Source organism: Streptantibioticus parmotrematis (genome assembly GCF_019890615.1).
Taxonomy (GTDB): Bacteria; Actinomycetota; Actinomycetes; order Streptomycetales; family Streptomycetaceae; genus Streptantibioticus_D; species Streptantibioticus_D parmotrematis.
Window position 1 is genome coordinate 232,789 of record NZ_JAINVZ010000002.1, and the last position, 23,025, is coordinate 255,813.

The window sequence follows — 23,025 nt, forward strand, 5'->3', positions numbered from 1 at the left end:
GACCGCGCCGGATCAACTACGCTGTGCGGTCAGCGCGTTGTGTCCGTAATGCCCGTTAATCGTACGGTTCGATGAGCGGACTTACGGTCCGGGCTCGAAGCAGAAGACCGCACAGACCACCGCACCGTCCGGCAGGCAGGTACCCCATGTCGTTCCGCACCACGTCCGCCTCCCGCGCCCTGCTGCGTACCGCACTCGCCCTGTCGGCGGCCGGGGCCGCCCTGGCCGCCGGCGCGGGTGCCGCCCAGGCGAGCCAACTGCCCGGCGCCGACGACGTGGTGGGCGGCACGATCCAGGGACTGGAGAGCGGCGTCGCCCCCGTCAAGCACCTCCAGCTCGACCCGCTGGCCCGCACCACCGTCGACCCGCTGACCAACGGCGTCGGCACCCAGATCGCCGACTTCAAGCCGGTCGGCACCCAGACGGTCACCGGCCCGCTGACCGACGGCGACTCGCTGTCCCAGCTGCCGCTGGTCGGCGAGGTCACCAACCTGCTGCCCGGCTGAGCGGACATCTCCCCGCGCACACGCCGAAGGCGGCGGTCCGTCACGCACACGGACCGCCGCCTTCGTTCACTCCGAAGAGGGTCGCCCTGAAGAGGGCCGCGCTCACACCCCGATCGGGTGCCAGACCGTCTTCGTCTCCAGGAACGCCAGCAGCCGCTCGGTGCCCGGCTCCGCCGTCCAGTCCTCGGCGGTCACCGCGGGACGCAGCACCCGCTTGAGGTTCTCCGCCGCCGCGACCTCCAGCTCACGCGCCAGGTCGGCGTCCGCGCCGGTCAGGTCGATCGCGTTGACGTCCGCGTGCGCGGCCAGGTGCGGCGCGATCTCCGACGCCTTGCCGGACAGCACGTTCACCACGCCACCGGGCACGTCCGAGGTGGCCAGCACCTCCGCCAGCGACAGCGCGGGCAGCGGCGCCTCGTACGACGTCACCACGACCGCGGTGTTGCCGGTCGCGATCACCGGCGCCAGCACGGAGATCAGGCCCAGGAACGAGGAGTCCTGCGGCGCCAGCACCGTGACCACGCCGGTCGGCTCGGTGGTCGACAGGTTGAAGTACGGTCCGGCCACCGGGTTCGCGGCCCCCGCGATCTGCCCGATCTTGTCCGTCCAGCCCGCGTACCAGACCCAGCGGTCGATGCCTGAGTCCACGACCGCCGCCGCCTTGGACTTCGACAGCCCCTCCGCGTCGGCCACCTCGCGGACGAACTGCTCGCGGCGGCCCTCCAGCATCTCCGCGACGCGGTAGAGGACCTGGCCGCGGTTGTACGCGGTCGCCCCCGACCAGCCGCCGAACGCCTTGCGCGCGGCCACCACCGCGTCCCGCGCGTCCTTGCGCGAGGCCAGCGGCGCGTTGGCGAGCCAGTTGCCCTTGGCGTCCGACACCTCGTACACCCGCCCGCTCTCGGACCGGGGGAACTTGCCCCCGACGAACAACTTGTAGGTCTTGAGGACGTTCAAGCGCGACTCAGACATCGAGGTAGGCCTCCAGACCGTGCCGGCCGCCCTCGCGGCCGAAGCCCGACTCCTTGTAGCCGCCGAACGGCGAGGTCGGGTCGAACTTGTTGAACGTGTTGGCCCACACCACGCCCGCGCGCAGCTTGTCGGCCATCCACAGGATGCGCGAGCCCTTCTCGGTCCAGATGCCGGCCGACAGCCCGTACGGCGTGTTGTTGGCCTTCTCCACCGCCTCCGCGGGCGTACGGAAGGTCAGCACCGACAGCACCGGGCCGAAGATCTCCTCGCGGGCGATCCGGTGCGCCTGGGTGACGCCGGTGAACAGCGTCGGGGCGAACCAGTAACCGGAGGACGGCAGTTCGCAGGCCGGGGCCCAGCGCTCGGCGCCCTCCGCCTCGCCCGCCTCGGCCAGCGCGGTGATCCGGGCCAGCTGCTCGGCCGAGTTGATGGCGCCAACGTCGGTGTTCTTGTCCAGCGGATCACCCACCCGCAGCGTCGCCATCCGCCGCTTGAGCGCGTCCAGCACCTGGTCGGCGACCGACTCCTGCACCAGCAGGCGCGAGCCCGCGCAGCACACGTGGCCCTGGTTGAAGAAGATGCCGTTGACGATGCCCTCGACGGCCTGGTCGACCGGGGCGTCGTCGAAGACGATGTTGGCCGCCTTGCCGCCGAGTTCGAGGGTCAGCTTCTTGCGGGTGCCCGCGACGGTGCGCGCGATCGCCTTGCCGACCTCCGTCGAGCCGGTGAACGCCACCTTGTTCACGTCCGGGTGGGCCACCAGCTCCGCGCCGGTCGAGCCGTCACCGGTGAGGATGTTGACGACGCCCTTGGGCAGGCCCGCCTGGCGGCAGATGTCGGCGAAGAACAGCGCGGACAGCGGCGTGGTCTCGGCGGGTTTGAGCACGACCGTGTTGCCGCAGGCCAGCGCCGGGGCGACCTTCCACGCCAGCATCAGCAGCGGGAAGTTCCACGGGATGACCTGGGCCGCGACGCCCAGCGGCTTCGGGTCCGTGCCGCTCGTGCCGTTCATCGGGCTCCGCCCGAGGGCCGCGTGGGAGAGCTTGTCGGCCCAGCCCGCGTAGTAGAAGAAGTGCGCGGCGACCAACGGGAGGTCGGCGTCGCGCGACTCGCGGATCGGCTTGCCGTTGTCCAGCGACTCCAGCACGGCCAGTTCGCGCGAGCGCTCCTGGACGATCCGGGCGATGCGGAACAGGTACTTGGCGCGCTCGGCGCCCGGCAGCGCGGACCACTTCTCGAACGCCTTGCGGGCGGCGCCCACGGCGGCGTCCACGTCGGCGGCACCGGCCTGCGCGACCTCGGAGAGCACCTCCTCGGAGGAGGGGCTGACGGTCTTGAAGACCTTGCCGTCCGCCGCCTCGCGGAACTCGCCGTCGACGAACAGCCCGTAGGACGGCGCGATCTCGACGACCGACCGCGACTCGGGGGCGGGCGCGTAGCTGAAGGGGGAGGTCATCGTGATCAGTCCACCGTCACGTAGTCGGGACCGGAGTACCGGCCGGTGCTCAGCTTCTGACGCTGCATCAGCAGGTCGTTCAGCAGGCTGGAGGCGCCGAAGCGGAACCACTCGGGGGTCAGCCACTCCTCGCCGAGCGTCTCGTTCACCATCACCAGGTACTTGATCGCGTCCTTGGAGGTGCGGATGCCGCCTGCGGGCTTGACGCCCACCTGCACGCCGGTCGCCGCGCGGAAGTCGCGGACCGCCTCCAGCATCAGCAGGGTGCCCGGCGGCGTCGCGTTGACGGCGACCTTGCCGGTCGAGGTCTTGATGAAGTCGGCGCCCGCGAGCATCGCCAGCCACGAGGCGCGGCGGATGTTGTCGTACGTGGACAGCTCGCCGTTCTCGAAGATCACCTTGAGGTGGGCGGCGCTGCCGTCCTCCCTCGCGCACGCCTGCTTGACCGCCTTGATCTCTTCGAAGACGGACAGGTAGCGGCCGGCCAGGAAGGCACCGCGGTCGATGACCATGTCGATCTCGTCCGCCCCCGCGGCGACCGCGTCCGCGGTGTCGGCCAGCTTGACGGGCAGCGCGGCCCGGCCGGCCGGGAAGGCGGTGGCGACCGAGGCGACGTGGACGCCGGAACCGGCGAGCGCGGCCTTGGCGGTCTCCACCATGTCCGGGTACACGCAGATCGCGGCGACCCTCGGGGTGGTGCGGTCGGTCGGGTCGGGGCTGACGCCCTTGGCGCACAACGCCCGGACCTTGCCGGGGGTGTCGGCGCCTTCCAAGGTCGTCAGGTCGATCATCGAGATGGCCAGATCGATGGCGTAGGCCTTGGCCGTCGTCTTGATCGAACGCGTACCGAGCATCGCGGCCCGGCCTTCGAGGCCGACCGCGTCGACACCGGGCAGCCCGTGCAGGAACCGGCGCAGCGCGGCATCGGAGGCGGTCACGTCCGCCATGGACGCCAGCCGCGCGGCGGCGTCGGGGCCGTGGGCGGGGACCGTCTGGGGGATGGACTGGGGCATGGTCACCACCCGAGCATATCTACGCGCGTAGCGGCTGTCACCCCCCCGGGGTTCCGGGTGGCCCTGCGCGGGCCACCCGGACCGCCGGTAGGTACAACGCCATCCGGCTCATCGGCCGGGCCCGTGCGATGAGGGCCGACGGGGTATCGAGGGGCGATGTCGCACGGAGGGGCCTCGCCGAGGTCCCGGCGCGCGCACCGCCACAGCGCACCGCGGGGCGCCTGGCGGCCCGGTCAGTCGCTCGGGTGGGAGGCTGCCCAGCCGTGTTCGAGCAGCGCGAAGACCTGGTCGGCGGCTCGGTGCGGTTCGGGGTGCCGCAGGACGAGGCTGCGGGCCTCCAGGGCGAACCGGGCCAGGGCGGCGCAGCTGACGTCGTCCTCGGGCGCATCCGTCGCTTCGGCGATGGCCCCGGCCAGGGCCGCTTCGTGGCGCGTCCACATGCGGTGGGCGTAGTCGCGCAGCGCGGGGGTCTCCTGTACCAGGCGGGTGAAGTCGGCGAACCGCGGGTCGGCGGCATGGACGGCGAGCTGGGTCTGCTTCAGCAGGATGTGCTCGCGCAGCGCCTGCGGGACCGACTGGCCCGGGGCGCGTTCGCGCACGGCGGCGACGAGCTCTGCTTCCAGGTCGTCGTCCTGGTCGAAGACCAGGGCTTCCTTGCCGGAGAAGTGTTTGAACAGGGTGGTCACCGAGACGTCGGCGCGGTCGGCGATGTCTTTGACGCCGACCTGGTCGTAGCCGCGGTCGAGGAAGAGTTCGAGTGCGGCGTCGGCCAGGGACTGGCGGGTCTGGGCCTTCTTGCGCTCGCGGCGCCCGGTCGGTTCGGTCACCTGCCCACCATACCTCGAAGCGTATTCACTTCGAAAGTTGAGTCATTGCACTTACGTGGTGAGTGTGGTTTCTTGGTGGTGCCGGGTCTCCCGGCGGCTGATCCACCACCCGAGGGACACTCCCATGAACTCTGCTCGTGATCCCCGCATCGCGATCGTCGGCGCCGGTCTCGGCGGCCTCACCTGCGCCCGCGTCCTCCAGCACCACGGTCGCTCCGTCACCGTCTTCGAACGCGAGGTATCCGCCGATGCCCGCCCGCAGGGCGGCTCCCTGGACATGCATCCCGGTACCGGCCAGGCCGCGCTCGGTACGGCGGGGCTCCTCGACCGGTTCCACGCCCTCGCCCGTCCCGAAGGTGACGAGTGGCGTGTGCTCGACTTCGCCACCGCCGCCCTCCTGGCGCGGCAGGGGCCGACGGCCGACGGTGGCCGGCCGGAGATCGACCGGGGCCAGCTGCGTGGCCTGCTCCTGGACTCGCTCACCGAAGGCGCGGTGCGCTGGGACCGCGCCGTGGGCGGTGCCACCCCGCTCGCGGACGGAACCTGCCGACTGCTGTTCCGCGACGGCACCACCGAGGACTTCGACCTGGTGGTCGGCGCCGACGGCGCCTGGTCACGCGTCCGCCCGGCCCTGTCGCCCGCCGTACCCGATTACACCGGAGTCACCTTCGTCGAGACCGGGTTCGACGACTGCGACACCCGCCATCCCGACCTCGCGCGGCTGGTCGGCAACGGATCGATGCTGGCCAAAGGCGTCGGCAGGACTCTGGTCGCCCAGCGCAACAGCAACGGCCACATCCGCGCCTACATCGCGCTCCGCGCACCCGAGGACTGGCACGAGGCCGCCGGGATCGCCCCTGACGACCAGCGGGCCGTGCGCACACATCTGCTGAGGTTGTTCGACGACTGGGACGAGAGCCTGCGCTACATCCTGAGCAACAGCGACCACGGGTTCATCCATCGGTCCCTGTTCGTCCTGCCCGCCCCGCACACCTGGGACCACGTTCCCGGCGTCACGCTCCTCGGCGACGCCGCGCATCTGATGCCACCCGTCGGTCTGGGCGCGAACCTGGCCATGCTCGACGGCGCCGACCTCGCCCACGCCCTCGTCACCGAATCCGGCGTCGACGACGCCGTCCGCGCCTACGAGAGCATCATGCTGCCGCGTTCGAAAGAAGCCGCGACGGGCAGTGCGAAAGGGCTCGACAACCTGGTTCCCGCAACGGCCACCTGAACCACGGCGAGACGGCGCCGCCTATGCGGACGCTCCGCCCGTGGCCAGCGCGGTTCGCGCCAGCCCGCGCAGCCAGGCGTGGGCGCGGTCGGTGTCGTAGCGCTGATGCCACGACAGGTATATCGGTGCCGACGGCAGTTCGAGTGGTAGGGGGAGCACGACCAGGCCGAGGTCGGCGACCGCGGAGCGCGTGGTGGCTTCGGGGACGCAGACCAGGAGATCGGAGCCGCGCGTGAACTCCAGCGCGGCCGCTTCCGTGGGCACGGTCGCCACCACGCGGCGGGTGAGGCCGAGCCGCGCGAGGGCGTCGTCGAGGGCATTGCTGAGGCTTCCGCGCCGAGAGACGGTGACGTGCTCAGCGGCGGCGTACCGCTTCGCGGTAACGGTCCTGACGCGGCTGAGGGGGTGTCCCTGCCTCACGACGACGACGATTCGGTCCTCGCCCACGTTCTCGGCATGGATGTCCGGTGCGCTCGGGCGGTTGGCATTCGCCTCCAGGTCGACCTCGCCCCGCCGCAACCCGGGGGTGTCGATGCTCGATTCCGCGACGAAGCGCAAGCGCACGCCCGGCGCCTGTTCGCGTACGGCCGAGAGCAGTGCGGGGCCGCTCAGGGCGACCAGGGAGTCGTGCCAGCGGAGGGTGAAGGTGCGCTCCAGCGTTGCCAGGTCGAGTTCACGACTCGGCGCCAGCACTCCGTGGACCTGGTGCAGCAGCTCGTGCACCTGTTCCCTGACGGCGATCGCGTACGGCGTCGGGGTCATCGTGCGGCCGGTGCGTACCAGGATCTGGTCCCCGGTGGTGCACCGGATTCGGCCCAGGCTCCTGCTCATCGCGGGGGCGGTGACATGCAGGCGTGCGGCCGCCCCGGCCACACTGCCCTCCTCCAGCAGAGCGTCGAGCGCGGCGAGCAGGTTCAAGTCCAATTGCATGTGAGTAATCCTAGTCATGCTTTACATGCATTTGAAGTTAATCAAGGGGCTGTATACCGTCGCGAGCAGAGCGCTGAACAGAGCGCGTGGTTCGGCCCGAACGGCCCCATCACCCCCTATTCGCAAGGGAGTTCACCATGTCCGAAACCCTTCAGGGTGCCGACGCTGACGTCACTGCCTCCGACGCCGAGGTGCTTGCCCAGACCGCGATCGCCGTGCGTGCGGCCGGTTCCGCGTTGCGCGAGCGCTTCGGCGAAGTAGTCGGCTACCGGAGTCGCGAGGAGTTGATGCGCGCGCTGGCCGCCAACGACGACACGGCCCTCGACATCCTGCGCCCGCGCCTGGCGCAGCTGCGCCCGCACGCCGGCTGGGTGGAGGACGAACTGGACGGCGGAGCGCTGCCGTCCGGCGAATGGTGGGTCGTGGATCCGGCCGAGGGCAACGTCAACCACCTGCACGCCCTGCCGGAATGGGCGGTGACCGCGACCCTCGTGCGTGAGAACCAGCCGGTGCTCACCGTGGTCCACCTGCCGTTGACCGGCGAGACCTACACCGCGCTCACCGGCGCGGGCGCCCACGTCGACGGCCGGCCGCTGCACGTCTCGGCGACCGCGGACCTCGGCCTGAGCATCGTGGCCACCAGCCAGGCCCGGCCCGACGAGGACGACGAGGTCGTGCGGCGCGTCGGCTCCTCCATCACCGCCATGCTCTTCGACGCGCTCGTCGTGCGCACCTCCGTGCCCGCGACCCTGCACCTGATGAACGTGGCCGCCGGCCGCATCGACGCCTTCTGGCAGTTCGCCGGCGCCCGCGCGGACCTGCTGCCCGGGGCACTGCTCGTCACCGAGGCCGGCGGACACATCTCCGACGCCCAGGGCCGCCCCTGGACCCCGCGGAGCGAGAGCCTCCTGGCCACCACACCCGCCATCCACGCCCAAGCCGTGGCCACGCTCTCCCGCTGACCGCTCACCACACCCCGCAGGAAAGGACCACGTCATGGCCGACGATCAGCTGGCTCACGACCTCGCCGGCACGGGACCGATACTCGTGGTCGTCCACGGCATCACCGAAAACCGGCGCTTCTGGGACCCCGTTGACCTGCGGCAGCACTTTCGCGTGCTGAGCGTCGACCTGCGTGGCCACGGAGACTCGCCTCGGACCCGGCCGTACGGGATCGACGAGTCGGTGGAGGACGTCCACCGGCTGATCGAGTCCCTGGGCGAGGACCAATCCCCGTTCATCGTCGGTCACTCCCTCGGCGGAGTGATCGCGACTGCCTACGCGGCCCGCTACCCGACTCGTGGCGTGGTCAACGTCGACCAGTCACTACGGGTCGGCCCACTCCCCGCGGAGATAGCCGCCGCCGTGCGGGGAGAGGGCTTCGCCGACTGCGTCCGTACGGTTTTCGCCCAGTTGCACGGCGAGCTGGACCCTGCGCTGGTGGCCGACATCGAACGCCGCCGCACCCTCGACCAGGAAGTGTTCAGCGGGTACTGGACCCCGTTGCTCGATTGGGACGCAGACGCACTGGCAGCGTGGTCCCGGCGCACCACGAGTCTCCCGCCCGACGTTCCGTACCTGTCCCTGCACGGAACCGATCCCGGTGGGGACTACGCCGACTGGCTCGCCGGCCGTATTCCCGCGGCCGTGGTCGAGCAGGCACCGACCCGCACGCACTATCCACACCTGGCACAACCGGAATGGTTCGTCTCCCGCGTCCGTCGGTTCTTCAGCTAGCCGGCTCCGAAGCCTCGGGGGGCAACGGCCCGCCGTCGCGCCCGGCGTCCACGCCGAGGCCGTCGCCACGCTCTCCCGCTGACCGCGTATCACCGTTCGCACCCACGAAAAGGACCAGATCACCATGACCACGATCGCAGTTCTCGGAAACGGCCGCGTCGGCGGCAACCTGGCCGCGGCCCTCTCCCGGGCAGGGCATGAGGTGATGGTGGCGGACCGCGCGCCGGGCGCCGCCGCCGACGCCGCCCGGACAGCCCGGATCGTCATCAACGCCACCCCGGGAGCCGGCTCGCTGGAACGGCTCGCCGCCCTGCGCGACGAACTGTCCGGCAAGATCCTCGTCGACGTCTCCAACGCCACCACCGACGGACCGGACGGACTGCCCGCCGACCTGATCCACCCCGGCTCAAGCCTCGCCGAACAACTCCAGGACGCCCTCCCCGAAACCCGCGTCGTCAAGACCCTCAACACCATGCTCTTCCCCGTGATGACCGCCCCGGCCACGCTCACCCAGGCACCGACCGCGTTCCTCTCCGGCGACGACCAGCAGGCCAAGCAGGAGGTCGGTGACCTGCTCACCGACCTCGGCTGGCACAAGGAATGGATCACCGACCTCGGCGGGATCCAGACCGCCCGCGCCACCGAGGCCGCGATCCTCTTCGTCCCCCACCTCATCCGGTCCGCTGGATTCACCCCCTTCGCGATCTCGATCGCCCGCTGACCCGCACCCCTCCACTGCCCCCGGCGCCAGCTCCAGGAAGGCCCTCCTCGTGTCCCTCGACCCCCAGATCGACGCCCTGCTCGAGAAGCTGGCTGAAGGGGGCGAACCCGCGCCGGAGAGCCGGACGGTGGAGGAGAACCGCGCCCTCGATGGTGCCGACGATCCAGGTCGTTGCCCACCTCCCGGTGGGCGAGCCGTACGCCGTCGCGACCAGGGACGTACGACACGGGGCCTCTGCTGCCATGGCCCGGGACGTAGAGCACCGACCCCCGGCGGGCGATGGAGGTTCACGAATCGCTTGTCACCCCGTTGTCTTCGACAAGGAAATCGTCAACTTTCCGTCCTCTCGACCCCCCCTGAAAACCTTGTCGGAGACAATGACCGGACAACTGATTCGGCGACACGCACCCCCGCCCCGCCGATCGCACCCGCCCACGCCGACCGATCCATCGATGCCATACCGCAACCCGAGCCGCTCGCGGTTCACCCCCGGGCCTCGTGCAGAATCGATCGCATGACCAGCCAGTACCCGTCCCCCTCGCCGAACCGGCGCTCCGGCGCCGACGGCTCCGCTTACGCGGACCGCGCCTTCCGTTCGCCCATGGGCGTCGTCGGCGGCGTGCTGCTGCTCGCGCTGGGGCTGTGGCTGGTGATCGACGCCATGCTGCACGGGAGCGGGCGCACGCCCTGGCTGGCGCTGGCCGTCCTGGTGCTGGGCGCGCCGCTCGTCTACGCCTTCACGCTGCGCCCGGTGGTCTACGCGGGCGAGGCCCGGATGCTGGTGCGCAACCCGTTCCGGACCATCACGATCCCGTGGGCCGCCGTGGAGGCCGTGCGGTCCGGCTACACCAGTGAGGTGCTGGCCGGGGGCAGGAAGTTCCAGCTGTGGTCGGTGCCGGTCTCGATGCGGGCCCGCAAGCGCGCCAGCCGGCAGGCCATGCGGGCGGCGGCGGGCGTGGAGACCGGCAGCGCGCCGTCCCGCGGTCCGGCCTTCGGCCGCGGCGGCACCACGGCCACGGACGGCCCGCCCCGCGCCCAGTCCGACCAGGTCATCGACCAGCTCAACGATCTCGCCGAGCGCAACGCGCCCAAGGACGCCGCCAAGGGCGAGGTGGCGGTGCGCTGGGCCTACGAGGTCATCGCCCCCGCCGTCGTCGGCGCGATCGCGACCGTCGTCCTCGCCGCGAGCTGAGCCCCGGCCCGCCCGCCCGTCCGCCCGTTCCCCTCGAAGGACCCCCGCGTGCGCCCTGGCGACCCAGCAGAGAACCCGTCCCCGTCCGAGCTGTCGGAACTGCGGGCGGACTGCTCCCGTTGCTTCGGGCTGTGCTGCGTCGCGCTGCCGTTCGCGCGGTCGGCGGACTTCGCGATCGACAAGGCCGCGGGAACGCCGTGCCCGAACCTGGCGGACGACTTCCGGTGCGGGACGCACGCCACCCTGCGCCGCGACGGCTTCACCGGGTGCACCGTCTTCGACTGCTTCGGGGCCGGGCAGAAGGTCTCGCAGGTGACGTTCGAGGGGCGCGACTGGCGCGGCGACGCGAAGCGGGCCCGGCGGATGTCCGAGGTCTTCCCGGTGATGCGGCACCTGCACGAGCTGCTGCGGTACCTCGCGGAAGCGCTGGTCCTGCCCGCCGCCGCGCCCGTCCACGACGAACTGGCGGCGGCCCGCGAGCGCGTCGAGCAGCTGACCCGGGGAACGCCGGAGGAGGTCGTCGCGGTGGACGTGGCCGCGGTGCGCGCCGAGGTCAACGCCTCGTTGCTGCGCGCGAGCGACCTGGCCCGCGCGGGCGTCCCGGGGCGCACGAAGGACAGGAGGGGCGCCGACCTGTTCGCGGCCCGCCTGAGGGGAGCGTCCCTGCGGGGAGCGAGCCTGCGCGGTGCCTGCCTCGTCGCGGCCGACCTGCGCGGAGCGGACCTGCGCGCGGCCGACCTCACCGGAGCCGACCTGCGCGACGCGCGCCTGCACGGCGCCGACCTCACCGGCACCCTGTTCCTCACCCAGCCCCAACTGACCGCCGCGCAGGGCGACATGACGACGAAGTTGCCGGAAACGGTGAGCAGGCCCACCCACTGGTGAGCCTGCCCGTACCGCTGTCCGGTCAGATCCCGGCCGCTGCCGCGAAGTCCTTCTTCAGGGCCGCAAGCGTCTCCCGGGCCGTCGCCCGCGCCGCGTCGAGCCGCTCAGGACCGGCCACCGGGACGACGGTCTCCAGGTAGCACTTGAGCTTGGGCTCGGTGCCGCTGGGCCGGACGATGACGCGTGCCGAGGCGACCTCGCCGTCGCCGGAGAGGTGGTAGCGCAGGCCGTCCGTCGGCGGCAGCTGGTCCGTGCCCCGCGCGAGGTCCTCCGCCGAGGCGACGTCGAGACCCGCGAGCCGCACCGGCGGACGCTCCCGCAGCCGCGCCATCGCCCCCGCGATCAGACCGAGGTCGGCGACCCGCACCGACAGCTGGTCGGTGGCGTGCAGCCCGTGTTCCAGCGCGAGCTCGTCCAGCAGGGACGTGAGCGTGCGGCCCTGCGCCTTCAGGCCCGCCGCGAGTTCGGCCACGGCCAGCGCCGCCGTCACGCCGTCCTTGTCCCGTACGCCCTCGGGGTCGACGCAGTAGCCCAGCGCCTCCTCGTAGCCGTAGCGCAGCCCCGGCACCCGGGCGATCCACTTGAAGCCGGTGAGCGTGTCCTCGTACGGGAGTCCGGCCGCCGCGGCGATCCGCGACAGCAGGGAGGACGAGACGATGGACGCCGCCAGCGTGCCCTTGGCGCCGGAGCGCACGAGGTGCGCCGCGAGCAGCGCGCCGACCTCGTCGCCGCGCAGCATCCGCCAGCCGCCGTCCGCCGAGGCGTCGGGCACGGCCACGGCGCAGCGGTCGGCGTCCGGGTCGTTGGCGATCACGAGGTCCGGCGAGACGCGGCGGGCGTGCGCGAACGCGAGGTCCATCGCGCCCGGCTCCTCCGGGTTCGGGAACGCCACCGTGGGGAAGTCCGGGTCGGGCTCGGCCTGCTCGGGAACGACCGACGGCGTGCCGAAGCCCGCGCGTTCGAACGCGGCGACCAGCACGTCGCGCCCGACCCCGTGCATCGGCGTGTAGACCACCGACACCTCGCGCGGTCCGTCCTCCGTCACCACGGACGCGGTGCGCGCCAGGTAGGCGTCGGTGATCTCCTCGCCCAGCACCTGCCAGCCGCCGTCCGCCAGCGGCACGTCCGCGAGCGCCTCGACGGCGGCGATCTCGGCGGCGATCCCCGCGTCGGCGGGCGGCACGATCTGCGAGCCGTCGCCCAGGTAGACCTTGTAGCCGTTGTCGCGCGGCGGATTGTGGCTGGCGGTCACCATGACGCCCGCGACCGCGCCCAGGTGGCGGATGGCGAAGGCCAGCACCGGCGTGGGCAGCGGCGACGGCAGGACCGCGGCGCGCAGGCCCGCCCCCGTCATCACGGCCGCCGTGTCCCGGGCGAAGTCGTACGACTTGTGGCGCGCGTCGTAGCCGACGACGACCAGCCCGTCGCCCTGCCCGCGCCCCTCGAGGTACGCGGCGAGACCGGCCGCCGCGCGGATGACGACGGCGCGGTTCATCCGCATCGGGCCCGCGCCCAGCTCACCGCGCAGCCCCGCGGTGCCGAACTGCAGCGTCCCGGCGAAGCGCTCGGCCAGCTCGGCCGCGGCCGCCTCGGTGCCCGCCTCCAGCAGTTCGGCCAGCTCGGCCCGGGTCCGGGGGTCGGGGTCCTCGGCCAGCCAGGCGCGTGCCTGCGCCAACGTGTCGTCGTTGACCATCTACGGCTCCTAGTCGCGTCGGTGCGAGTGCGTCACATACGGCCGAGGACCTGGGCCAGCAGGCTGCCCATCCGGGTCGCCGACTCGCGGCCGGCCTCCAGGACCTCTTCGTGGTTGAGCGGCTCGCCCGTCATGCCGGCGGCGAGGTTGGTCACCAGGGAGATACCCAGCACCTCGGCGCCCGCCTCACGCGCGGCGATCGCCTCCAGCGTGGTGGACATGCCGACCAGGTCACCGCCGATCGCGCGGACCATGCCGATCTCGGCCGGGGTCTCGTAGTGCGGGCCGGGCAGCTGGACGTAGACGCCCTCGGTCAGCGTCGGGTCGACCTCCTGGCACAGCGCGCGCAGCCGCGGCGAGTACAGGTCGGTCAGGTCGACGAAGTGGGCGCCCTGGATCGGCGAGGTCGCCGTCATGTTGATGTGGTCGCTGATCAGGACCGCCTCGCCCGGACGGAAGGTGGGACGCAGCCCGCCGCACCCGTTGGTCAGCACGATGGTCTTGCACCCGGCGGCGACGGCGGTACGGACACCGTGCACCACGGTGGCGACACCCTTGCCCTCGTACAGGTGGTTGCGGCCCAGGAAGACCAGGGCGCGCTTCTCGCCGATCCGCACGGAACGGATCTTGCCCGCGTGCCCCTCGACGGCGGGCGGCGGGAAGCCGGGCAGCTCGGTGACGGCGATCTCGTGCTCGGGCTCACCCAGCGCGTCGGCGGCCGGGACCCAGCCCGACCCCATGACCAGCGCGACGTCGTGGCTCTCCGCACCGGTCAGCTCGCGCAGGCGTGCGGCGGCGGTCTCGGCGGCGGCGTAGGGGCTCTCGGATGCGGATGCGGTTGCGTTCACGCGGATGAGGGTAACCGAGGTTTGCCTACGCGCGTAGACGTCTCCTGGACGGGGTCGGAAGAATTGTCCGATCGAACAGTTGACAGTGATCGTTTTGCGTAGATCACACAGCTTTCGCCCCGCGCCACCCGTAGATCAGGGACAGGTCAGCCGGTTTCCGGACCGAGGTTCATCGAAGCGGCGGAGAGCGGCAGAAGCATCACAGAGCACGGGAAGCGGAGCAGCACTGTGGGGGACGGCAGAAGGGGGCGGGGCGGGGCAGTTCCTCCGTGGACGCTGTCGCATATTTGTGAGTCCCCGAACGTCCCCGTGAAGGAACGTCGTGCGTCCAGGGCGGGGGCTCGTAAATATGCGGTCCACGGAGGGACTGCCCCGCCCCGCCCCCGACCCCGCCGCCGAAGGGGCAGCGATCAGCAGGGCCGCTTCCGCAGCTCCATCACGTAATCGTGCGGCGCCCCCGCCGACTCCGCCGCGTCCGCGATCTCCCCCAGATACCGCGCCGAAGGCAACCCGCCCTCGTAGTCGTTGAGCACGTACACCCACGCCGTCAGATCCCCGTCCAGCGTGTGCACCCGCACCGTCGTCCGCCGGTAGATCCCCAGCGGCACGCCCTCCCACCGGTCCATCGACTCCTCGTCGACCGGCGCGATGTCGTACAGCCCCACGAACACCTGGTGCAGGGGATCCTCGACGAGCGTGGCGATCGCCCCCTCCCACCCCATCTGCTCGCCGCCGAACGTCAGCCGCCACCCGTTCAGCCAGCCCGTCCCGCGCAGCGGGGAGTGCGGTGCGCGGCGGGTCATCAGCCTGGCGTCGAGGTTGCCGGCGTAGGCGGCGTAGAGCGACATGAGCGACAGCGTACGGGAGCCGCCCGAACGCGAGGCGGGCCCGACCGAGCCCCCGGTTCGACGCTCTCGTCGCGTGCGGGACAATGGAGGGCGTGACTCGGATCGTGATCATCGGTGGCGGACCCGGCGGATACGAGGCGGCGCTGGTCGCCGCCCAGCTCGGCGCGGAGGTGACCGTCGTCGACTGCGACGGCCTCGGCGGCGCGTCGGTGCTGACCGACTGCGTGCCGTCGAAGACCCTGATCGCGACGGCCGAGGTCATGACGACCTTCGACTCCTCGTATGAGGAACTCGGCATCATCGTCACCGACGACACCCCGCCCCGCGAGCAGTCCGCCCGCGTGCACGGCGTGGACCTGGGCAAGGTCAACCGCCGCGTCAAGCGCCTCGCGCTGGCCCAGTCGCACGACATCACCGCCTCCGTGACCCGCGCCGGCGGCCGGGTGATGCGCGGCCGCGGCCGCCTGGAGCCGACGCAGGAGCTGGACGGCACCCGTACCGTCACGGTGACCGCCGCGGACGGCACGACCGAGACGCTCAGCGCCGACGCGGTCCTGGTCGCCACCGGCGCCCACCCCCGCGAGATCCCCGACGCCCAGCCGGACGGCGAGCGCATCCTGAACTGGACGCAGGTCTACGACCTGGAGGAGCTGCCGGAAGAGCTGATCGTGGTCGGCTCCGGTGTGACCGGTGCCGAGTTCGCGGGCGCCTACCAGGCGCTGGGCAGCCGGGTCACCCTGGTCTCGTCCCGCGACCGGGTGCTGCCGGGCGAGGACCCGGACGCGGCCGCCGTGCTGGAGGACGTCTTCCGCCGCCGCGGCATGAACGTGATGGCCCGCTCCCGCGCGGCCGCCGCCAAGCGCGTGGGGGACCGCGTCGAGGTGACGCTCGCGGACGGCCGGGTGATCTCCGGTACGCACTGCCTGATGGCGGTCGGCTCGATCCCCAACACCGAGGGGATCGGCCTGAAGGAAGCGGGCGTGCGGCTGAAGGAGTCCGGTCACGTGTGGACCGACAAGGTCTCGCGCACGACCGCCCCCGGCGTCTACGCGGCCGGCGACTGCACCGGCGTGCTCGCGCTCGCGTCGGTGGCCGCGATGCAGGGCCGGATCGCGATGTACCACTTCCTGGGCGAGACGGTCGCGCCGCTGAACCTCAAGACGGTCTCCGCGAACGTCTTCACCGACCCGGAGATCGCCACCGTCGGCTACAGCCAGGCCGACGTCGACAACGGCGTCATCGACGCCCGGGTCATCAAGCTGCCGCTGCTGCGCAACCCGCGGGCCAAGATGCAGGGCATCAGGGACGGCTTCGTGAAGCTGATCTGCCGCCCCGGCACCGGGATCATCGTCGGTGGCGTGGTGGTCTCGCCGCGCGCCAGCGAACTGATCCACCCGATCTCGATCGCGGTCGACAACAACCTGACCGTCGAGCAGATCGCGAACACCTTCACCGTCTACCCGTCGCTGTCGGGTTCGATCGCCGAGGTGGCGCGGCAGCTGCACAGCCGCAGGACCGCGCAGAACTGACGCTCCGCCAAAAACCCTGCCCCATGGGGAACCGGCCGGAACGGCTGGTTCCCCACGCGCGTTATAGCACCGGGACGGCCTGCCCGTGAACAACTTCTGTTAATTGGTGCAAACTACTGAAAGCAGACGCTCGTTGGCGTTACCGTCTGTTTTGTGTTCGCAGCAGAACGTCGTCAGTTGATCCTCGAAATGGTGCGGGCGAACGGAGCGGTCTCGCTCCGGGAGCTCGCCCGCGTCGTCCAGACCTCCGAAGTGACCGTACGGCGTGATGTGCGGGCGCTGGAGGCCGAAGGACTGCTCGACCGCCGGCACGGTGGCGCGGTGCTGCCGGGCGGTCTGACCCGGGAGTCCGGCTTCCCCCAGAAGTCCCACCTGGCCACCGCGGAGAAGACCGCGATCGCCGACCTCGCGGCCGGACTGGTCGAGGAGGGCGAGGCGATCGTGGTCGGGGCCGGGACCACCACCCAGGAGCTGGCCCGCAGGCTCGCCCGCGTCCCCGGCCTGACCGTCGTCACCAACTCGCTGCTGGTCGCCCAGGCGCTCGCGCACGCCAACCGGGTCGAAGTCGTGATGACCGGCGGCACCCTGCGCGGCTCCAACTACGCGCTGGTCGGCAGTGGCGCCGAGCAGTCGTTGCAGGGGCTGCGGGTGTCGCGGGCCTTCCTGTCGGGCAGCGGCCTGACCGCGGAGCGCGGCCTGTCCACCTCCAACATGCTCTCCGCCAGCGTCGACCGCGCCCTGGTGCAGGCGGCGGCGGAGGTCGTGGTCCTCGCCGACCACGGGAAGCTGGGCACCGACACGATGTTCCAGACCGTGCCGTCCGACGTGATCACGCACCTGGTCACCGACGAGCCGCCCGCGGGCGAGGACCGGGCGGCGACCGAGCTCCAGGCGCTCGCCGACTGCGGGGTGCGGATCACCGTCGCGCAGGTGTCGCCCGCGGACGGCGGCGAGAGCGCGTCAGGCGGGCGGCCGCCGCGCAGAGACGTTCCGGTACCGGGCCCGCGCCGCCACGCCCGCCCGGGCGGCGCTACGCCGTCCGGCGGCGGCCCGTTGCGCGGGACGCCGTTGCCGCAGGACGGCCGGGTGGCCGACCTGACCCCGCGCAGGCGCTAGCCGTACGTCGCCGCGTACGCCATCGCGTACGCGAAGGGCCCCGGCCGCCTCAGGAACAGGCGGCCGGGGCCCTCGCATCCGCGCGGGGCGGGGTCAGTCCTTGATCTCGCAGATCGCCGCGCCGGAGGAGACCGAGGAACCGACCTCGGCCGCCAGGCCCTTGACGGTGCCGGCCCGGTGGGCGTTGATGGGCTGCTCCATCTTCATGGCCTCCAGGACCACGATGAGGTCGCCCTCGGCGACTTCCTGGCCCTCCTCGACCGCGACCTTGACGATCGTGCCCTGCATCGGGGAGGCGAGGGTGTCACCCGAGGCCGCGGCGCCCGCCTTCTTGGCGGTCTTGCGGCGGGTGGCCTTCTTCGCGCCGGCCGCCGGGGCCACCGCGAGGCCGCCGCCGAACGACGCGGGCAGGGTGACCTCCAGGCGCTTGCCGCCGACCTCGACGACGACGGTCTCGCGGCCGCCCTCGCCCTCCTCGTCGTCCACCGCGCCACCGGCGAACGGCGGGATGGTGTTGTCGAACTCGGTCTCGATCCACCGGGTGTGGACGGTGAACGGCGCGTCGGAGCCGGTCAGTTCGGGGCCGAACGCCGGGTCGGTGACGACCGCGCGGTGGAACGGGATGGCGGTCGCCATGCCCTCGACCTGGAACTCGGCCAGCGCCCGGCTCGCCCGCTCCAGCGCCTGCCTGCGGGTGGCGCCGGTGACGATCAGCTTGGCCAGCAGCGAGTCCCACGCCGGGCCGATCACGGAGCCGGCCTCCACGCCCGCGTCCAGCCGCACACCGGGGCCGGAGGGCGCGTCGAAACGGGTCACGGTGCCGGGGGCGGGCAGGAAGTTGCGGCCCGGGTCCTCGCCGTTGATGCGGAACTCGAAGGAGTGGCCGCGCAACTGCGGGTCGTCGTAGCCGAGTTCCTCGCCGTCGGCGATGCGGAACATCTCGCGCACCAGGTCGATGCCGGCGACCTCTTCGGTCACCGGGTGCTCCACCTGGAGGCGGGTGTTGACCTCAAGGAAGGAGATCGTGCCGTCCTGGCCGACCAGGAACTCGCAGGTGCCCGCACCCTCGTACCCGGCCTCCGTCAGGATGGCCTTGGAGGCGCGGTACAGCTCGGCGACCTGCGCCTCGGACAGGAACGGCGCCGGGGCCTCCTCCACCAGCTTCTGGTGGCGGCGCTGGAGCGAGCAGTCACGGGTGGAGACGACGACCACGTTGCCGTGCTTGTCGGCCAGGCACTGGGTCTCCACGTGCCGGGGGCGGTCGAGGTAGCGCTCGACGAAGCACTCGCCACGGCCGAAGGCGGCGACCGCCTCGCGGACCGCGGAGTCGTACAGCTCCGGGACCTCTTCGAGGGTGCGGGCGACCTTCAGGCCGCGGCCGCCGCCGCCGAACGCCGCCTTGATGGCGATGGGCAGGCCGTTCTCCCGGGCGAAGTCCACGACCTCCTCGGCACCGGAGACCGGGTCCGGGGTGCCGGCGACCAGCGGGGCACCGGCGCGCTGCGCGATGTGGCGGGCGGCCACCTTGTCGCCCAGGTCGCGGATGGCGTGCGGGGGCGGGCCGATCCAGATCAGCCCCGCGTCCAGCACCGCCTGCGCGAACTCGGCGTTCTCCGACAGGAAGCCGTAACCGGGGTGGATCGCGTCCGCCCCCGAATCCGCCGCCGCCTTCAGCACCTTGGCGATGTCCAGGTAGCTGGTGGCCGGGGTGTCGCCGCCCAGCGCGAACGCCTCGTCGGCCGCGCGGACGTGCAGAGCGTCCCGATCCGGATCGGCGTAGACGGCTACGCTGGCGATCCCGGCGTCCTGGCAAGCACGGGCGACGCGGACGGCGATTTCGCCGCGGTTGGCGATGAGCACCTTGCGCACGATGGCTCCCTCCTTGAAACAAGCCGAGTTTAGGGACTGCCGACACGTCATGCCGAGTCACCCCTATGGGTGAGCTTGCCCACACGCAGGGTGGTACCGATCTCTCGCGCGACGCTGGAGGCCTTGTCGGTCCACGGTACGCCGGGTGATCGCGCCATCCGGCCGGATCGCCCCCGCGGCACGGACCCGGGGGCGAGCAGGGGCGATTCTTTGTGGGATTCCCACGAGTGAAGGCCGGAAAGTCTGACGTGTGCCGGTTGACGCACGGCGGATACCCGACAGATGCACGACGGAGACGCGACAGAGATCGTCCGGCGTCTTGTGGCCAGGATTACCCGTTAGTAGCGTCAATCCCGTTGATACCGCCGGTAACGAGGGGGGCCCATGCGCAGACCGATAGCCGCGGTCACGGCGGTCGCACTGGTGGTGGACGCGTGCGCCGTGGCCTTCGTCAACGTGATCCTGGGCCTCGCCGTCAAGCGCCAGAACATGTCGCTGGCCGGGCTGAAGCCGAAGGCCATGTCCTCGGGGGCGTTCGGGGCCGCGGTGCTGTTCGGGCTCTTCCTGCTGGTGTGCGCGGCCTTCGCGGCCCGCGCCGCGATCACCGACCGGGGTCCCGGCCGGGTCGGGCGGATCGTGCTCGTCGTCTGCGCGGTGGTGCACGGCGTGCTGGGCGCGTTCCTGGTCGGGATGATGGGGTGGCTCGCGTTCGCGGCGATGATGGTGGTGCTGGCCCTCGTGGTGGCCACGCTGATGTCCTACGCGCCGCCGCGCCCGGTACCGGCCGACGGGCCGCCGGACGGCTCGCCCAGCCCCACCACCGGGTGACCCGGCCCCACCGAACCGGGTGACCTACCGGACCCACAAGTCCGTGATGCGCACGCCCAGTTCGGCCAGCAGGCGGCGCAGCAGCGGCAGCGACAAGCCGATCACGTTGCCCGGGTCGCCGTCCACGCCCTCGACGAACGGCGCCGACCGGCCGTCGAGGGTGAACGCGCCCGCCACGTACAGCGGTTCGCCGCTGGCCACGTACGCCTCGATCTCGGCGTCGTCCGGCGTGCCGAACCGCACCGTGGTCGACGCCGTCTCGCTGACCCGCTTGCCGGTGGCCGTGTCGATCACGCAGTGCCCGGTGCGCAGCACGCCGTTGCGCCCGCGCATCGCCCGCCAGCGCTCCACGGCGTCGGCGGCGTCCTTCGGCTTGCCCAGCGCCCGCCCGTCGAGGTCCAGCACCGAGTCGCAGCCGACGACCAGCGCGTGATCGTCCAACCCGCCCGCCACCGCGGTCGCCTTGGCCTCGGCCAGCACCCGGGCCAGCTCGGCCGGGGTGGGTGCGCTGATCGCCTCCTCGTTCACCCCGCTGACCACCACCCGCGGATCGAGTCCGGCCTGCCGCAGCAGTCCGAGCCGGGCGGGGGAGGCGGAGGCGAGCACCAGGGTGCGGTCAGCGGTCATGCGGATCAGGGTAACGAGCGCCGCGCGGCGGCCGGCTCACGGCCGCCAGGCGGCCAGCACCATCAGCAGCGGCAGCAGCGCCGCCATCAGCAGCCCGGCCCGCCGCATCCTCGCCAGCGCCCGCCGCAACTCCGCATCTGGTACGTCGGATTCGTGGGATTCATCGGGTTCGTCGGATCGGCGGTCGGACCACAGCATCCCCCGATCCTGCGCCGAGCCGGTCGGCCCGCGCCTGAGTAGGAGTACTCAGAACGCGCGGGCCGACCGTCCCACCGCTTGCGCGCCTCAGTTCGGCCAGAACGCGGTGCGCCACACGCCCGCGCCCGCCCTCGGCAGCGGGCGCAGCGCCGGCGAGCGCGCCGGGTCCGCCCACGCCCGCAGCGGTGTGCCGCCGCCCTCCGTGTCCTCGCCGGACGCCGTGCGGGCCTGGACGACCGCCAGCGCCGCGGCCAGTTCCTCAGGGGTCGGGTTGCCCCGTACGACCTTGATCATCGCGGCCTCCTAGAGCGGGATGTTGCCGTGCTTCTTCGGCGGCAGGCTCTCGCGCTTGTTGCGCAGCGTCCGCAGCGCCTTGACGATGTGCGAGCGCGTCAGCGACGGCTCGATCACCGCGTCGACGTAACCGCGTTCGGCCGCGACGTACGGGTTGAGCAGGGTGTCCTCGTACTCGGTGATCAACTGCTGGCGCAGCGTCTCGGGGTCCTCGGCCTCCGCGAGGGTGCGGCGGTGCAGGATGTTGACCGCGCCCTGCGCGCCCATCACCGCGATCTGCGCGGTCGGCCAGGCCAGGTTGAGGTCGGCGCCCAGGTGCTTGGAGCCCATGACGTCGTACGCGCCGCCGAACGCCTTGCGGGTGATGACGGTGATCAGCGGGACGGTGGCCTCGGCGTAGGCGTAGATCAGCTTGGCGCCGCGGCGGATGATGCCGTTCCACTCCTGGTCGGTGCCGGGCAGGAAGCCGGGCACGTCGACGAAGGTCAGCACGGGGATGTTGAAGCTGTCGCAGGTGCGCACGAAACGCGCCGCCTTCTCGGAGGCGTCGATGTCCAGGCACCCCGCGAACTGCATCGGCTGGTTGCCGACCACGCCCACCGGGCGGCCCTCGACGCGGCCGAAGCCGGTGAGGATGTTCGGCGCGAACAGCGCTTGCGTCTCCAGGAACTCCCCGTCGTCCAGGACGTGTTCGAAGACGGTGTGCATGTCGTACGGCTGGTTGGCGGAGTCCGGCACCAGGGTGTCCAGCTCCAGGTCCTCGTCGCCGACCGCGGTGTCCGCCTCCTCGGCGTACGCGGGCGGCTCGGAGAGGTTGTTGCTCGGCAGGTACGACAGCAGCGCCTTGACGTACTCGATGGCGTCCTTCTCGTCGCCCGCCATGTGGTGCGCGTTGCCGGACCTCGTGGAGTGGCTGCGGGCGCCGCCGAGTTCCTCGAAGCCGACGTCCTCGCCGGTGACCGTCTTGATGACGTCGGGGCCGGTGATGAACATGTGCGAGGTCTGGTCGACCATCACCACGAAGTCGGTGATCGCGGGGGAGTAGACCGCGCCGCCCGCGCAGGGGCCGACGATCAGGGAGATCTGCGGGATCACCCCGGAGGCGTGGGTGTTGCGGCGGAAGATCTCGCCGTACATCCCGAGGCTGGTGACGCCCTCCTGGATGCGCGCGCCGCCGGAGTCGTTGATGCCGATGACCGGGCAGCCGTTCTTCAGCGCGAAGTCCATCACCTTGACGATCTTCTCGCCGTAGACCTCGCCGAGCGCGCCGCCGAAGACCGTGAAGTCCTGCGAGAAGACCGCGACCGGGCGGCCGTCCACGGTGCCGTAGCCGGTCACCACGCCGTCGCCGTACGGGCGGTTGGTCTCCAGGCCGAAGTTGGTGGAGCGGTGCCGGGCGAACTCGTCCAGCTCGACGAAGGACCCCTCGTCCATCAGCAGCTCGACGCGCTCACGGGCGGTCAGCTTGCCTTTGGCGTGCTGCTTCTCCACGGCCCTGGCGGAGCCCGCGTGGGTGGCCTCCTCGATACGGCGGCGCAGATCCGCGAGCTTGCCCGCGGTGGTGTGGATGTCGTACTCCGGCTCGGCCATATCCGGCGGCTCTCCTGCTCGTCTGGTCGGACATACGGGTGCGCGACGTGACTAACGAGTAACGCTGTTTCCTCAGCGTAGTGTCGAGGTGGCGCTGTGAGCACTGCGGCGT

At 71.8% G+C, this 23,025-nt stretch carries 22 protein-coding genes and 1 pseudogene; 10 read left to right on the forward strand and 13 right to left on the reverse strand.

Translation table 11 applies throughout. The features are described 5' to 3' along the window. Window positions 1-146 precede the first annotated feature (146 nt). Window positions 147-506, forward strand: coding sequence for a hypothetical protein (locus K7472_RS03780; protein WP_222973825.1), 360 nt, complete (start codon window positions 147-149; stop codon window positions 504-506). A gap of 102 nt (window positions 507-608) precedes the next feature. Here K7472_RS03780 and K7472_RS03785 read toward each other — a convergent pair whose 3' ends face one another. From K7472_RS03785 to K7472_RS03800, 4 genes are all read right to left on the reverse strand, one after another. After that, window positions 609-1,478 (reverse strand): aldehyde dehydrogenase family protein, encoded by an 870-nt coding sequence (locus K7472_RS03785; RefSeq protein ID WP_222973826.1) that lies wholly within the window; start codon window positions 1,476-1,478, stop codon window positions 609-611. Continuing rightward, window positions 1,471-2,934, reverse strand: a complete 1,464-nt coding sequence (locus K7472_RS03790; protein WP_222973827.1) for an aldehyde dehydrogenase family protein — start codon at window positions 2,932-2,934, stop codon at window positions 1,471-1,473. Before K7472_RS03790 ends, K7472_RS03785 begins: the two co-directional genes overlap by 8 nt. Window positions 2,935-2,939: 5 nt before the next feature. Further along, a complete protein-coding gene (gene deoC / locus K7472_RS03795) occupies window positions 2,940-3,947 on the reverse strand; it encodes a deoxyribose-phosphate aldolase (RefSeq protein ID WP_372457914.1) in 1,008 nt (335 codons plus the stop codon). A gap of 233 nt (window positions 3,948-4,180) precedes the next feature. Then, on the reverse strand, window positions 4,181-4,774 hold the full coding sequence (locus K7472_RS03800) for a TetR/AcrR family transcriptional regulator (protein WP_222973828.1): 594 nt from the start codon (window positions 4,772-4,774) through the stop codon (window positions 4,181-4,183). Between the two features lie 124 nt (window positions 4,775-4,898). Here K7472_RS03800 and K7472_RS03805 point away from each other — a divergent pair, with 124 nt between their 5' ends. Then, window positions 4,899-6,008 carry an FAD-dependent oxidoreductase gene (locus tag K7472_RS03805; protein WP_222973829.1) on the forward strand — a complete coding sequence of 370 codons (1,110 nt, stop codon included), beginning with the start codon at window positions 4,899-4,901 and terminating at the stop codon, window positions 6,006-6,008. Window positions 6,009-6,029: 21 nt separating this feature from the next. Here K7472_RS03805 and K7472_RS03810 read toward each other — a convergent pair whose 3' ends face one another. After that, complete coding sequence (locus K7472_RS03810; RefSeq protein ID WP_222973830.1) at window positions 6,030-6,938, reverse strand: LysR family transcriptional regulator; 909 nt, start codon at window positions 6,936-6,938, stop codon at window positions 6,030-6,032. Between the two features lie 137 nt (window positions 6,939-7,075). On the opposite strand from K7472_RS03810, the gene K7472_RS03815 reads away from it, so the two are divergent. The 5 genes from K7472_RS03815 (at window position 7,076) to K7472_RS03835 (ending at window position 11,473) form a co-directional block, all read left to right on the forward strand. Next, window positions 7,076-7,900, forward strand: coding sequence for an inositol monophosphatase family protein (locus tag K7472_RS03815; RefSeq protein ID WP_222973831.1), 825 nt, complete (start codon window positions 7,076-7,078; stop codon window positions 7,898-7,900). Window positions 7,901-7,934: 34 nt separating this feature from the next. After that, window positions 7,935-8,675, forward strand: coding sequence for an alpha/beta fold hydrolase (locus K7472_RS03820; protein WP_222973832.1), 741 nt, complete (start codon window positions 7,935-7,937; stop codon window positions 8,673-8,675). A 124-nt stretch (window positions 8,676-8,799) separates the two neighbouring features. Beyond that, the gene (locus tag K7472_RS03825) at window positions 8,800-9,396 is read left to right on the forward strand and encodes an NADPH-dependent F420 reductase (protein WP_222973833.1); all 597 of its coding nucleotides are present in this window, start codon (window positions 8,800-8,802) and stop codon (window positions 9,394-9,396) included. Between the two features lie 514 nt (window positions 9,397-9,910). Beyond that, a complete protein-coding gene (locus K7472_RS03830) occupies window positions 9,911-10,588 on the forward strand; it encodes a PH domain-containing protein (protein WP_222973834.1) in 678 nt (225 codons plus the stop codon). 48 nt (window positions 10,589-10,636) lie between these two features. Further along, window positions 10,637-11,473, forward strand: coding sequence for a pentapeptide repeat-containing protein (locus tag K7472_RS03835; protein ID WP_222973835.1), 837 nt, complete (start codon window positions 10,637-10,639; stop codon window positions 11,471-11,473). A gap of 22 nt (window positions 11,474-11,495) precedes the next feature. Here the strand turns inward: K7472_RS03835 and K7472_RS03840 are convergent, their stop codons facing one another. From K7472_RS03840 to K7472_RS03850, 3 genes are all read right to left on the reverse strand, one after another. Next, window positions 11,496-13,166, reverse strand: a complete 1,671-nt coding sequence (locus tag K7472_RS03840; protein WP_222973836.1) for a phospho-sugar mutase — start codon at window positions 13,164-13,166, stop codon at window positions 11,496-11,498. A gap of 32 nt (window positions 13,167-13,198) precedes the next feature. Further along, complete coding sequence (locus K7472_RS03845; protein WP_222974350.1) at window positions 13,199-14,020, reverse strand: purine-nucleoside phosphorylase; 822 nt, start codon at window positions 14,018-14,020, stop codon at window positions 13,199-13,201. 404 nt (window positions 14,021-14,424) lie between these two features. Next, window positions 14,425-14,862, reverse strand: a complete 438-nt coding sequence (locus K7472_RS03850) for a gamma-glutamylcyclotransferase family protein (RefSeq protein ID WP_109451578.1) — start codon at window positions 14,860-14,862, stop codon at window positions 14,425-14,427. Window positions 14,863-14,939: 77 nt separating this feature from the next. Between K7472_RS03850 and K7472_RS03855 the strand changes: the two are divergent. Beyond that, window positions 14,940-16,391, forward strand: a pseudogene (locus tag K7472_RS03855) (NAD(P)H-quinone dehydrogenase); the annotation flags it as partial. Between the two features lie 189 nt (window positions 16,392-16,580). Further along, a complete protein-coding gene (locus tag K7472_RS03860) occupies window positions 16,581-17,507 on the forward strand; it encodes a DeoR/GlpR family DNA-binding transcription regulator (RefSeq protein WP_252395093.1) in 927 nt (308 codons plus the stop codon). A gap of 93 nt (window positions 17,508-17,600) precedes the next feature. Here the strand turns inward: K7472_RS03860 and K7472_RS03865 are convergent, their stop codons facing one another. Beyond that, a complete protein-coding gene (locus tag K7472_RS03865) occupies window positions 17,601-19,376 on the reverse strand; it encodes an acetyl/propionyl/methylcrotonyl-CoA carboxylase subunit alpha (protein ID WP_222973841.1) in 1,776 nt (591 codons plus the stop codon). A 384-nt stretch (window positions 19,377-19,760) separates the two neighbouring features. Here K7472_RS03865 and K7472_RS03870 point away from each other — a divergent pair, with 384 nt between their 5' ends. After that, window positions 19,761-20,204, forward strand: a complete 444-nt coding sequence (locus K7472_RS03870; protein WP_222973843.1) for a hypothetical protein — start codon at window positions 19,761-19,763, stop codon at window positions 20,202-20,204. Window positions 20,205-20,228: 24 nt separating this feature from the next. Here K7472_RS03870 and K7472_RS03875 read toward each other — a convergent pair whose 3' ends face one another. The 4 genes from K7472_RS03875 to K7472_RS03890 all read right to left on the reverse strand — a co-directional run bounded on the left by K7472_RS03875 (window position 20,229) and on the right by K7472_RS03890 (window position 22,913). Further along, window positions 20,229-20,831, reverse strand: a complete 603-nt coding sequence (locus K7472_RS03875; protein WP_222973847.1) for a nucleoside triphosphate pyrophosphatase — start codon at window positions 20,829-20,831, stop codon at window positions 20,229-20,231. Window positions 20,832-20,867: 36 nt separating this feature from the next. Then, window positions 20,868-21,029 (reverse strand): hypothetical protein, encoded by a 162-nt coding sequence (locus K7472_RS03880; protein WP_222973850.1) that lies wholly within the window; start codon window positions 21,027-21,029, stop codon window positions 20,868-20,870. An 87-nt stretch (window positions 21,030-21,116) separates the two neighbouring features. Beyond that, window positions 21,117-21,323: an acyl-CoA carboxylase subunit epsilon gene (locus K7472_RS03885; RefSeq protein ID WP_222973853.1), complete on the reverse strand. Its 207-nt coding sequence runs from the start codon at window positions 21,321-21,323 to the stop codon at window positions 21,117-21,119. A 9-nt stretch (window positions 21,324-21,332) separates the two neighbouring features. After that, window positions 21,333-22,913 carry an acyl-CoA carboxylase subunit beta gene (locus K7472_RS03890; RefSeq protein WP_222973855.1) on the reverse strand — a complete coding sequence of 527 codons (1,581 nt, stop codon included), beginning with the start codon at window positions 22,911-22,913 and terminating at the stop codon, window positions 21,333-21,335. Window positions 22,914-23,025: the final 112 nt, after the last annotated feature.

Excerpts from the sequence above, each read along its gene's own strand:
- K7472_RS03890 (WP_222973855.1), bottom strand. The coding sequence starts at position 22,913 with ATGGCCGAGCCGGAGTACGACATCCACACCACCGCGGGCAAGCTCGCG.
- K7472_RS03810 (WP_222973830.1), bottom strand. The coding sequence starts at position 6,938 with ATGCAATTGGACTTGAACCTGCTCGCCGCGCTCGACGCTCTGCTGGAG.
- K7472_RS03830 (WP_222973834.1), top strand. The coding sequence starts at position 9,911 with ATGACCAGCCAGTACCCGTCCCCCTCGCCGAACCGGCGCTCCGGCGCC.
- K7472_RS03815 (WP_222973831.1), top strand. The coding sequence starts at position 7,076 with ATGTCCGAAACCCTTCAGGGTGCCGACGCTGACGTCACTGCCTCCGAC.
- K7472_RS03820 (WP_222973832.1), top strand. The coding sequence starts at position 7,935 with ATGGCCGACGATCAGCTGGCTCACGACCTCGCCGGCACGGGACCGATA.
- K7472_RS03885 (WP_222973853.1), bottom strand. The coding sequence starts at position 21,323 with ATGATCAAGGTCGTACGGGGCAACCCGACCCCTGAGGAACTGGCCGCG.
- K7472_RS03875 (WP_222973847.1), bottom strand. The coding sequence starts at position 20,831 with ATGACCGCTGACCGCACCCTGGTGCTCGCCTCCGCCTCCCCCGCCCGG.
- K7472_RS03840 (WP_222973836.1), bottom strand. The coding sequence starts at position 13,166 with ATGGTCAACGACGACACGTTGGCGCAGGCACGCGCCTGGCTGGCCGAG.
- K7472_RS03780 (WP_222973825.1), top strand. The coding sequence starts at position 147 with ATGTCGTTCCGCACCACGTCCGCCTCCCGCGCCCTGCTGCGTACCGCA.
- K7472_RS03790 (WP_222973827.1), bottom strand. The coding sequence starts at position 2,934 with ATGACCTCCCCCTTCAGCTACGCGCCCGCCCCCGAGTCGCGGTCGGTC.
- K7472_RS03805 (WP_222973829.1), top strand. The coding sequence starts at position 4,899 with ATGAACTCTGCTCGTGATCCCCGCATCGCGATCGTCGGCGCCGGTCTC.
- K7472_RS03825 (WP_222973833.1), top strand. The coding sequence starts at position 8,800 with ATGACCACGATCGCAGTTCTCGGAAACGGCCGCGTCGGCGGCAACCTG.
- deoC (WP_372457914.1), bottom strand. The coding sequence starts at position 3,947 with ATGCCCCAGTCCATCCCCCAGACGGTCCCCGCCCACGGCCCCGACGCC.
- K7472_RS03860 (WP_252395093.1), top strand. The coding sequence starts at position 16,581 with ATGGTGCGGGCGAACGGAGCGGTCTCGCTCCGGGAGCTCGCCCGCGTC.
- K7472_RS03785 (WP_222973826.1), bottom strand. The coding sequence starts at position 1,478 with ATGTCTGAGTCGCGCTTGAACGTCCTCAAGACCTACAAGTTGTTCGTC.
- K7472_RS03870 (WP_222973843.1), top strand. The coding sequence starts at position 19,761 with ATGCGCAGACCGATAGCCGCGGTCACGGCGGTCGCACTGGTGGTGGAC.
- K7472_RS03880 (WP_222973850.1), bottom strand. The coding sequence starts at position 21,029 with ATGCTGTGGTCCGACCGCCGATCCGACGAACCCGATGAATCCCACGAA.
- K7472_RS03850 (WP_109451578.1), bottom strand. The coding sequence starts at position 14,862 with ATGTCGCTCTACGCCGCCTACGCCGGCAACCTCGACGCCAGGCTGATG.